Annotated in this window: 9 protein-coding genes; all 9 read right to left on the bottom strand. The window is 32.3% G+C overall.

The window, feature by feature from the left end:
• Nucleotides 1-120 precede the first annotated feature (120 nt).
• From BO225_RS05320 to rfbF, 9 genes are read right to left on the bottom strand one after another with little or no spacing between them, the layout of a single operon-like run.
• Nucleotides 121-1,170 (bottom strand): hypothetical protein, encoded by a 1,050-nt coding sequence (locus BO225_RS05320; protein ID WP_076341235.1) that lies wholly within the window; start codon nucleotides 1,168-1,170, stop codon nucleotides 121-123.
• Complete coding sequence (locus BO225_RS05315; protein WP_076341234.1) at nucleotides 1,170-2,396, bottom strand: lipopolysaccharide biosynthesis protein; 1,227 nt, start codon at nucleotides 2,394-2,396, stop codon at nucleotides 1,170-1,172. Before BO225_RS05315 ends, BO225_RS05320 begins: the two co-directional genes overlap by 1 nt.
• A 17-nt stretch (nucleotides 2,397-2,413) precedes the next feature.
• Complete coding sequence (locus BO225_RS05310; RefSeq protein ID WP_076341233.1) at nucleotides 2,414-4,276, bottom strand: hypothetical protein; 1,863 nt, start codon at nucleotides 4,274-4,276, stop codon at nucleotides 2,414-2,416.
• 24 nt (nucleotides 4,277-4,300) lie between these two features.
• Nucleotides 4,301-5,992: a hypothetical protein gene (locus BO225_RS05305; RefSeq protein ID WP_076341232.1), complete on the bottom strand. Its 1,692-nt coding sequence runs from the start codon at nucleotides 5,990-5,992 to the stop codon at nucleotides 4,301-4,303.
• Between the two features lie 9 nt (nucleotides 5,993-6,001).
• On the bottom strand, nucleotides 6,002-6,934 hold the full coding sequence (locus BO225_RS05300; RefSeq protein ID WP_076341231.1) for a glycosyltransferase family 2 protein: 933 nt from the start codon (nucleotides 6,932-6,934) through the stop codon (nucleotides 6,002-6,004).
• Complete coding sequence (locus BO225_RS05295) at nucleotides 6,935-7,858, bottom strand: NAD-dependent epimerase/dehydratase family protein (RefSeq protein WP_076341230.1); 924 nt, start codon at nucleotides 7,856-7,858, stop codon at nucleotides 6,935-6,937.
• A gap of 36 nt (nucleotides 7,859-7,894) precedes the next feature.
• Entirely contained in the window at nucleotides 7,895-9,238 is a 1,344-nt protein-coding gene (gene rfbH, locus BO225_RS05290; RefSeq protein ID WP_076341229.1) for a lipopolysaccharide biosynthesis protein RfbH, read from the bottom strand.
• 3 nt (nucleotides 9,239-9,241) lie between these two features.
• A complete protein-coding gene (gene rfbG / locus BO225_RS05285) occupies nucleotides 9,242-10,309 on the bottom strand; it encodes a CDP-glucose 4,6-dehydratase (protein WP_076341228.1) in 1,068 nt (355 codons plus the stop codon).
• Nucleotides 10,288-11,064: a glucose-1-phosphate cytidylyltransferase gene (rfbF, locus tag BO225_RS05280; RefSeq protein ID WP_076341227.1), complete on the bottom strand. Its 777-nt coding sequence runs from the start codon at nucleotides 11,062-11,064 to the stop codon at nucleotides 10,288-10,290. The genes rfbG and rfbF overlap by 22 nt, the downstream gene beginning before the upstream one ends.
• Nucleotides 11,065-11,171: the final 107 nt, after the last annotated feature.

The raw sequence follows: 11,171 nt of genomic DNA, 5'->3' as shown, positions 1-11,171 counted from the left end.
AAGCTGGATTCATAGAGATACACTTCTTTCTATCTATCTTTATTATTGAAACGCTTTATTGTTTAAGTGTTAAATGATTTGAACAAGTCATTTGAGCAAAGGCGGATTATTTAGGATAATCTATATATTATTTAATGTTAAAAAAGAAACAAGAAGTGTCATTAACAAAAAAAACAATATAACTCTTTTTGCTACATCTCCTGTATTCCAAATATAATAACTTCCAAATATTCCTCCTAAAATTCCGAACATGAATGCATAGTTTTTTCTTATTTGATTCTGGTTTATATACATATAATAGGAAAGAATGCAAAAAATTAAACTCAATATTCCAAAAATATTATTTTTTATAGTCGTTAAAATTCTTCCAAATACAATTTCATAAAGCGATCCCTTAGAGCCAGTATCTTGAAAAACTTGATAAATAAAATCGTGGATTGCATTATTATTAATAAGATATGCTCCTGCTATACATAACGGTATAGATGCTCCTAAAACCACAAAAAAAATCGTTCTGAAAATATTTTTATCAATTTTTAAAATCCATAAGAAAACCATCATTATACCAAAACAAACAAGACTTGCTAAAACTAATGGTTGTTTTGTCAAAAACATTAATCCGCCGATAATTCCTGTTGCTATACACCAACCATATTTCTTCTTCGGAATTTTTATATTCTCGATATATTTAATAAGAGTATAGGCTATTAGAGCGATTAACAATTGCTGAAGTTGGTTATAATCTCCTCCTAAATCAAATACCGTAGCACTCCCAAATACGGCACCCATAAAACAACCTACAAAAGCAATACTAGGTTTCACTTTTTTAATTAAAAGATAATACATTATCTCTACAATTAGAATCCTCTCCGCCAATCTCCACATTCGATAGATAATAAAGTATCCAAAAGATAATTTCCATATGATATAATCATTCAATAAATTCAAAGGAGGCAGATGAAAATAAAAATCTCTATATGGTATTTTTCCTTGATCAAGTAAACCGTTATAGAATTGCGCCCAACCTTCAGACATTGTAAATGTTTTATCAATCCATATAAAATTATAAAGAATAACAAAAAGAGCTAATAATATTCCAAAAAAAACTTTCTTTTTTTTAAGAGATAAATCGCCTTTCTTTACTATAGATCTTAAATTCAAACAATTCACTAGATGTATCCTTTCTTTTTAGCGATCTCAAATTCAATAATTATAAATAAAATAATATATATAATAGCGAGACTTAAAATCAATGCATACAAAGCACCGACCAAGCTAAAAGAATCAACTATAAATGAAATAAACAACGTACACAATACAACACCAATTATATTTATCATTAGCATTAAATGATTTTTTCGAAAAGAAATCATAATAGAGCTTGTCAAAGAAACTAAAGATAAGATTATAGAAGCAATAATTGTTGGTGTTAACAAATACATATAATCAAGAATTTGCTTACCAAACAAAATAGAAAATACGAAATTTCCCAATACGATTCCTAACCCTACACATAAAACGCCAAATCCAACAATTCCTAGGTTTGCTAACAAAATAAACTTATTCAGTTCTTTATAGTTTCCTGTCTGATATAAATAAGCGATTTTAGGAAGTACTGTTACAAAAATAGATCCCATTAATGTACTCATCACGGTAAAAACCATTGTGATAGAAGAGTAATAACCGAGTATCTCTGTTCCAAATTTTAATTCCACCACATATCGAGATAAAAAATTCAAATAAGGTACGATCAATCCATAAATCATTAAAGGTACGCACGGAATTAGCATCTTTTTAGATTGATTTGTCTTTACTTCAAAATCATTTACTAATTTCTTTATTTGATTCCCGTCATACAATGCAATAAATAAGAAATATAGAAGGGCTTGAATCGCAATCGCAATTGGCAAATTAAATAAATATAATCCAATACAGAAACCAGCAATCGTTAAAATTCCTTTTCCAATATAGGAAACCAAGATTTCAATATATCCATCATGATTTTGCCAAATCCCAAAAATCACATCTGTATATCCTTCAAAAACTTTAAATATCATATAAAAAATACAACATATTACTGTTATATGACTAAATCGTATACAAAACAATGAAATCACAAAAAGAATTAGAGCTATTCCAGATGTAATATGTCTCGAATCAAAATAATCCCGATCTGTAAACTCATGATTAATATCTGTAACTTGAAAATTTCGAACGCCAAATAAAGCTATGAAATAAAAAATATTTGTAAAAGAAATCACAATCGACAAAATACCCGCATCTTTATACCCACTTATTCGGACTACAAGAATAGTTGTCAACCATTGACAAAAGAAATAAAAGAATGTCCCTATGGTATTATAGATTACATTTTTAGAAGTTTTTGACTCGTTCATATTTACCTCTCTCTTCTCTATTTCTTTTTATAGTATTGGTATTCTATATTCCCTTGAATCCCTTCTGTCTTTCCTTCTAAAATCAATTCATAATTTTTCTTCATTTCTTCTTTTACTTCGTTTTTACCTAAATTCCAATAGAAGTAAGGAATAAAAGGAACTACTACTTCTTCTGGCATATCTTTTTTCTTTTTAATAGAAAGAATTGATTCCAAATTTTCCGTTTTAATCGGAATTACCGAATCAGAAAGATTCTCAAACGTTCTTCTTGAGTTCTTTTTATCCCAGTTTACTTGATATATTTCGCCATTTCCGTTTATCTGACTACCATCAAAGTTCCCCGGAAAAGCCACCATCTTCTTTTCATCATATTCTATATTTTTTAAAAATTGATTATAGCTTTTTGAAAGAAAAGAGTATTGGTTGTTATAAACTAAATTATCCCCATAATAAATTTCTTTTTCTAAGTATCCGGGATAAATCATACTAATAGAATTCGTAGGCACAAATGGATAAATAGCCTTAGAAATTGGATCTGTCGTTACAAAACTCTCTATACAAAAAATAACGCAAATCATTATCAGCGATCCATTTATAATGTTTTTTGCCTTTAATTTTGAAATTTCACTAATTATCATTCCTAAAACTATAATAATTAAGAGATCAGATATATAATTATAACGAACTAAAGCAAATGTAATATATAAACAATTAAAGCAAATATAACTAAGTAAGCTTAAAACAATACTGAAAAGTAAATACTTATTGACGGATAAATTCAATTTCTTTTTAAAGAGAAGAATCAGTAAACATCCAAAGAAAGCCAGGATAATAATAATCCATCTATAGTTTTCAATAAACATTTGCTGAAACTTAAGGATTACGTATTCTCTATTAAACCCAAAGCAATTAAAACCATCGTTATTCCAAGTAAAATTACTTCCAGCTCCCTCTACTTGTTTCCATTTAGTTATTCCTCCAATATATTTCATATATCCAAGATAGAACAAACCAACTATGATAGATATATATATAACTGGATTCTTAAAGATGATAAAAAAACTATTTCCAACCTTTTCATCTTTTTTTTCGAGAAATTTCGCCATTAGAATGCCTACAATAAAGAAAAAATATATAATCGCTGAAACTTCTTTTGTAAATACAAAACAAATACTCCAAAATGTAAATAAAATATACTTTTTTTCGAGAAAAAAATACATTATAAATATAAAAAATAAAGCAATTCCATAATCTGGATTATAGTATCCACTGGTACCAAGAACTAATGGTGAGAAGCTAAATAAACCACACAAAAGAGAAGATGTCGTTTTATTTAGTTTTAAATATTTGTTAAATATTCTATATAAAAAAACAAGTGCAAATGCTGTTAAAATTAAAACTACCAAATTCACTCCCCAAACTTTTCTAGGAAATAAAAACTCTCCAATACCTGTGAAAAAGGTATATCCATAATTAGGGTGATTTGCTAAATTAAAATTATCCAAAAAAGCCGTTAACGAAAAGTCAAACTTTTCCGTTGCAGTAATTAGTCGACCATAATATTCACCTGCATCCCAAATAATTCCACCAGTAAGTTGAGAGATTCTAATAAGAATACTTCCTAAAAAAATTAAGCAGAATAACCAATTCTTTTTTATAATTTTTTCTATTTCGAAATTCTTTTCTATTTTAAATTTTCCTAGCTTATAAGATAAAGCAACTATGCTTCCAATAATTAAAATTCCCTCTAACATCATCCAATTGGCTCTTACTACTTTCCAACTAGAACTATAAATAGCACTCATATAAAATATCAGAAAAAATAAATTAATGATCCATAACTGTTTTATCTGCTTTTGCCAATTCACTTTTTTTATCATTTCCCTCACTTTACACTTCCATTTCTACCTCAACACTGCATAATTTTTATAAAAAAACTTATTTTTATAATCTTCAGACACAAAGTTATAGTAGGTTCTTCCTGTCTCATGATATTTGTTTAATGACTTGATTTGATCTGCTTGAAGACTTGTTGTCCCCGATTCCGTTGCTTTGTAAATTCCTCTTCCCACTTCCACGATAGGTGTAATGCTACCTATACAAAGAAAACCTATGAGTAAAATAGTACTTGCATTTTGTATTCCATTAAATCTTTTTCCGTTATAGATCCAGTCACATATTTTCTTGGCACATAAAGTGGTCAAGATAATTAAACTTGGAATAGATGCCCGCATACAAAAATCAATGGAAGTTCCTATATGAATCATAGGAAATACTAACAAAGTTCCTGCGATTAAATAATATAAATAACGGTTTGCAAAATCTGGAGCTAAACAAAGCCAATATATTCCACATTCTAAAGTCAAAAAAACAAAATAAATTCTTCGAGTCTCTGGATGTGTGATGACCATCCCAATTAAAAGCAATAACAAAACTAATGAACCTAAAATAAATCTTAAAGATTTTTGTTTTTGCACTTCTCTTCTTTTTATCCATATATAGATCAATCCAATCAATGCGACAATACTCATTACGATTATCAATCCCTTCATTGTTGAAGTAAGATGTAGCTGGTCTGACAAAACATAAGTATTCTCTTTCGTCTTTCCAATAGCGCTATTCATCAATAAATAAGAAAGGATAGTAGGAACTAAAAGAAGAACAGATCCAATATTAGAGACAGATAAAGTTTCTATTAAAAAATTTTTTTGCGATTTGGAATGAATCACTCGTATTAAATCGCCTATGTATTTTCCAATCATCAAAACCGCAAGGCCAACTGCCGGAAAAGTAGCCGCTAACAAAAGACAACCAATGATGAATGCATAATGTTTTGGAGATTTTTCATTCAAAAATAACATGGTTGCTACCCAAGCTGGTATAGCTTGATTAAAAACCCAAAAAAGATCGGTAGTATTAGAACTAAATTGATAGCCTGGCGACCACCATTCCAAATGCATCCATTCCATAAATGTTTGCCAGTTCCATTTTTCAAGAATACATCCAATTACATCCATACCGCTGAAACCAATAAAGACGACTAGAATAATCCACTTTAAATTTTTTGATTTTGGTTGAATATAAATTATCATCAACAAGTAAGTAAACAAAACCCCGATAATAGTCCATAACGCAAGAAATAGATTTCCGATTTGAAAGGCGAGCACACGATTAGAAGATAAAATATTGATTACTTTGCCCATACCTGCTGCTGGAAGCCAATGACCAATATAATAAGTCAACATCGTATCTGTTTTTGGATAGTAAACAGGCCAATCAAATTGAATCAAATCTCTAAAAATCGCATTTCGTTCATTCCAATCACTTGTTTGATAAAATAATCCACCTTGTCCTCCAAAATAAGCCCAAAGAATAAAAATAAAAATAACAATCAATAAAGTATTTATTTTAAACGTTACATATCGAGAGTCTTCCTTTTCTCTTCCCAGCTTAAAAACAATCCATCCAATAAAAAGAATCGCGGGAAGCGCAATGTTCCATTTTACAAAGCCTATAAAAAATAACACAACAGGAAGAGACAGATACAGAAAAGAACCAAGCCTTATTGATTTATAATTTATCCTTAGTTCTTTCATAGCATCTCCTTAAAAGTTCAGCCTCTCTTCTTCCACCACAAGAGGTCGATTCATGATCCGAGTGTTCATACTCATGATATATTCTCCAACCAGTCCAATAAAGAAAAGCTGCAATGATCCAAAGAAGAATATTCCTAAAAGAATCGGTGCGATCCCCGCTTGGAATGTATTCCAATGAATGAGCTTTAAAATGAGATAAACGATCGCAATCAAAAAGCTGATCATCGAAATAATAAAGCCCCCGATAGTAGCGATACGCAATCCAATCTTTGTATACGATGTAAAGCTCAACATGGCAGCATCATACAAACTATACCAGTTATTATGAGTTTTTCCGGCTCGGCGTTTTGCTTGGGTATAAGGAATATCTTTCCTTTTAGGTCCCAATTCTGCAACGATTCCTCTTAAAAATGGAGTTGGATCTTTTAAATCCCTTAAAACTTCAATGAAAGAGCGATCATAAAGACCAAATCCTGTAAAATGTTCAATTTGTTCTACATCCGACATTTTTTTGATTGCTTTATAATAACAAGTTCTTAAAAAGCGAACGAATTTATTCTCTTCACTTTGTGTTTTTACACCACAAACGATTTTATATCCCTTTTCCCATTCTTCTATAAACTTTGGAATAAGTTCAACAGGATCTTGAAAATCACAGCATAAACAAATTACACAATCTCCTGTCGTTTGAAGCATGCCATAATAAGGTGAATTAAACTGGCCAAAATTTTTTGCGTTTAATATTGCTTTGATTTTTGAATCCCCTCGACATATCATTTTTAATTTTTCTCGAGTTGTATCTGTCGAACAGTTGTCAATGAAGACAACTTCATAATCATATTGAGGCAATTGTTCTCTGAACAACACTGTCAACGCCTCACTCATTGGTATGACATTTTCTTCTTCGTTATAACAAGGAACCAAAACACTGATTTTTTTCATTTAATCACCTTCCTTGATCCATTGAATTGTCTTTTTTATGCCTTCATCAAATGTATGTTCAGGCTCAAATCCAGTATCTTTTTTTAAATCCTCAATATCAGCGCACATATACATGACTTGATTAGGATAATAAGGAACACTGCCAAAATCTAATGAAAGATTGGGATCTACATTATCCCTCATGATTTCAATATATTCTTTCAAAGGCTTTACTTCACCGCTTCCCAATGGATAGATTTTTCCGTCTTTTCCTTTTTTTGCTGCCTTATAAAGCGCTTGAGCCGCATCCTCACAATAAAGATAGTCCCACATTTGTTCGCCTTTGGTATATTTTCCTTCATGCCCGGCTAACATATTCTTCAACCCTGACATAACCATTGTTCCCTGACCATCGTATGGACCAAATACACTCAATACTCTAACCCATATATGGCGAAGTCCTAGAGATTGAGCATATATCCGACTCATTCTATTTGCACATAATTTTGCGATTCCATATCCTGTGACAGGATTGGTTGGAGTTTCTGCACTCATTTTTTCCTTTACCGGTCCATATTCAGCTTGAGATCCTGTCCCTAAAAACACTTCACATCCTAATGCCTTAGCTAAATTAACTGCATCTAAAGTATATTCAATATTTTTTGTTTGCAGATACATGTCATTTCTAGAATCACCAAATGTCCCCATCCACGCTAAGTGGAAGAAGTACGTATAATCATGAGGTAAGACATCACCTAGTTCTTTCAAATGACTTATATCTTTTTGTACGATTTTAATCGTGTTAAACTGGTTTAAAACGGATTGACGATTGGAATTTGGATTTACAATGACAGTTACATCTATATCGTTTGTTAATAAACATCGAATCAATGCAATTCCAATCATCCCGGTCCCACCGGTAATAATAGCTTTTTGTTTCTTCATAAATTTCCTCATTACAAAACGAAAACTATTTTGAAGTTAGTTTTCTTCAAAATAGTTTCTAATTACTTTCGCCATGTAATCGATTTTCTTTTCTGACATGCCAGGATACAATCCTACCCAGAACGATTCGTTCATGATTCGATCGGTATTTGTCAAATCACCAATAATACGGTATCCTTCTTTATTCTTACGCATTTCATCAAAGCAAGGATGCTTGGTTAAGTTTCCTGCAAAAAGCATTCGTGTCTGCACACCATGATCTTCGATATATTGAACGAGCGCATTACGATCAACGCCTTCTTTGCATGTGATCAAAAAGCCAAACCAACTTGGATCAGAATTCTCAGCCGCTTCAGGTAAAATCAAATATTCTTCAAGCCCTTCCAATTGAGAGCGCATTCTTCTAAAATTCTCTTTTCTTTTTTCAACGAAAGACGGAAATTTTTCAAGCTGTGCACACCCAATTGCTGCCTGCATATCAGTTGCTTTTAAGTTATATCCAAAGTGGGAATATACATATTTATGGTCATATCCTAATGGAAGCTCTCCATATTGACGATCAAACCGATGTTCACACATATTATCTTGTCCCGGATTACAAACGCAATCTCTTCCCCAGTCCCGGAAAGAACGGGCAATTTTATTTAAAACCGGATTGTTTGTATAAACAGCTCCACCTTCACCCATCGTCATATGGTGTGGTGGATAAAAACTTGATGTTCCGATATCGCCAATCGTCCCAGTTTGCTTGGTTACTCCATCGATCGTATAAGTAGATCCTAAAGCATCACAGTTATCTTCAATTAGCCATAAATTATTCTTTTTACAGAATTCTTTTACCGCCTTTAAATCAAAAGGATTTCCTAGGGTATGGGCAATCATAACCGCTTTTGTTTTCGGACTTAACGCTTCTTCAAGCTTTGTCACATCAATGTTGTATTGAGGAATCGTAACGTCAACAAAAACTGGCACCGCTCCATATTGGATCATTGGAGTCACAGTCGTTGGAAAACCTGCCGCAACTGTAATTACTTCATCTCCGCGTTTTACACGACGCTCTCCCAAAAGAGGAGATGTCAACGTCATGAAGGCAAGCAAGTTTGCGCTTGATCCCGAATTGACCAATGAACAGAATCGTACATTTAAATACTCTGCTAGTTTCTTTTCGAATTCATCTGTATAACGACCAGAAGTCAACCAGAAATCTAAGGAACTATCGACTAAGTTGACCATTTCATCATGATCATAAACACGAGAAGCATAAGGAATTCGATCTCCTTCCTGATATTCCTTATTTTGATTATGAAAAGCATCACAATACTCACTAACCAATTGAAGAATTTCCGCTCTTGCTTCCTGTTCTGTTTTATTCTTAAACATTTATTATTCCTCCTTCATATATTCTTTAATCTGCTTTTGCATAGTGTCTAATACATTTTCACCTGCAAAATACGACTTAGACCATTCTACCGTTTTTCGAACCGCTTCTCTGACATTCCATCTTGGCTTCCACCCGAACGTGGTTTTTAATTTTGAGCAGTCCAATTTTAAAAAGTTTGCTTCATGTGGAGCGTTATAATCAATCGCATGCCATTTAGCTCCATCTCTCCATTCTTCACAGAAAATCGTTGCCAATTCTCCAGTTGTGATACAATCCGTTTCATCAGGACCAATATTGTAATTTCCCGCTTTATCGGCATCCATATATTGGGATTGCGCAATCATTAAATATGCAAATAAGGGCTCCAAAACATGTTGATACGGACGAGTGGAATTTGGATTTCGAACTTCGATCTCCTTTCCTTCCTCCATGGCCCGCACACAATCTGGAATAATTCTGAAATTAGCAAAATCACCTCCGCCAATCACATTTCCAGCCCGAGCAGTCGAAACAATGATTCCTAAATCATTCAGGAAAGACTTAGTATATGAGTCAGTAACTAATTCAGAACATGATTTACTGTTCGAATATGGATCATATCCATTCAATCGATCAATTTCACGATATCCCCATTCCCATTCTTTATTTTGATAGACTTTATCAGTCGTAACATTGACAAAAGATTTCACACTTGATGTTTTTCGAATACACTCCAAAACATGAACAGTTCCCATCACATTCGTTTCATATGTATAGACAGGATCAGTATATGAATCAAGCACTATAGGTTGAGCAGCCAAATGAAAAACGATTTCCGGTTGTTCTCTTTCAAATATTTCCTGTAATTCCTTTAAATTCCGAATATCACAAATATAAGAATAAACAAGAGAGTCTATATTTCCAACCTCATAAAGAGAAGGAACAGTATTTGGCTTTAACGAAACTCCAACGACTTGCGCACCAAAATAATGAAGGATCGCACATAACCAAGATCCTTTGAATCCTGTATGTCCTGTCAAAAGAACTTTTTTTCCTTTATAAAAATTTTTTAATCCTGCCAAACTTTCCATGGGGCTTCTCCTTTTTCAAACAGTTCTTCCAATTGCTGTTTATCTTTCATCGTATCCATACATTGCCAAAATCCATAATGTTTATAAGCATCTAGATTCCCTTCGCTAGCAATTGTTTCTAAAGGTTCTCTTTCAAATGTCGTTTTATCTCCATCAATATAATCAAGCACCTGAGGTTCTAGAACCATAAAACCACCATTGATCCATCCACCATCTTCTACCGATTTCTCTCGAAAACGTTTGATTTGACCATCTTTAGCTAAATCAAGCACCCCAAAACGACCTCCAGGTTGAACAGCTGTTATTGTGGCTAAACGATTCCCTTTTTTATGGAAATCAATCAAATCTAAAAGATCAACATCTGCCACACCATCTCCATAAGTCATGATAAACGGCTCATCTCCAATATAATCTTTGACTCTCTTTAACCTTCCGCCAGTCATAGTATGAAGACCAGTATCAATTAATGTTACTTTCCAAGGTTCAGCCGTATTCGAAAGAACTTTTTTTTCTCCATTAATAAAATCGTATTCTATATCGGATGTATACAAATAATAATCATCAAAAAATTCTTTAACTTTATGAGCTTTATATCCTAAACAAATAATAAACTCATTAAAACCAAAATGCGAAAAGTACTTCATAATATGCCATAAAATCGGTTTTTCGCCTATTTCAATCATCGGTTTGGGTTTCAAATACGACTCTTCACTAATTCTCGTTCCAAATCCACCAGCTAAAATTACTACTTTCATTCAATTCTCCTTTTGATTCATATAAAAACAAGATTTCGTTTTCATTAAAAAAAACAACTCTAAACAAATTATTTAAAATAATCTAAACCATTCTATAATTAAATTTC

The organism is Dubosiella newyorkensis, assembly GCF_001945605.1.
Classification (GTDB): domain Bacteria; phylum Bacillota_I; class Bacilli_A; order Erysipelotrichales; family Erysipelotrichaceae; genus Dubosiella; species Dubosiella newyorkensis.
This window is presented reverse-complemented; position numbering and strand designations above follow the sequence as displayed.